The following is a 205-nucleotide window of genomic DNA, read 5'->3' on the forward strand; positions in this document are numbered from 1 at the left end:
AACTGGCCGCTGCTCAGGCTGTTCAGGTCGGCCGTGCCCAGCGTGTTGACCTGGCTGCTCGTCAGTGCGTTGAGCTGCGTGGAGGACAGGGCGCGCAGCTGGTCGCTGGTGAGGCCGTCGAGCTGTGCGGAAGACAGGTTGCGCAGTGCTGCCGTCGAGATGGACTTGATGTCCTCGGTCTCGATGGCGGCGAGCTGAGCGGTGG

At 66.3% G+C, this 205-nt stretch carries 1 protein-coding gene; it reads right to left on the reverse strand.

The annotated features are described in order from the left end of the window. Positions 1 to 205, reverse strand: a 205-nt coding sequence (locus tag AC0IZJ_RS28855; RefSeq protein WP_471855721.1) for a hypothetical protein, incomplete at both ends; no start/stop codon positions are given.

It is taken from the genome of Roseateles sp. AC306, from assembly GCF_979253795.1.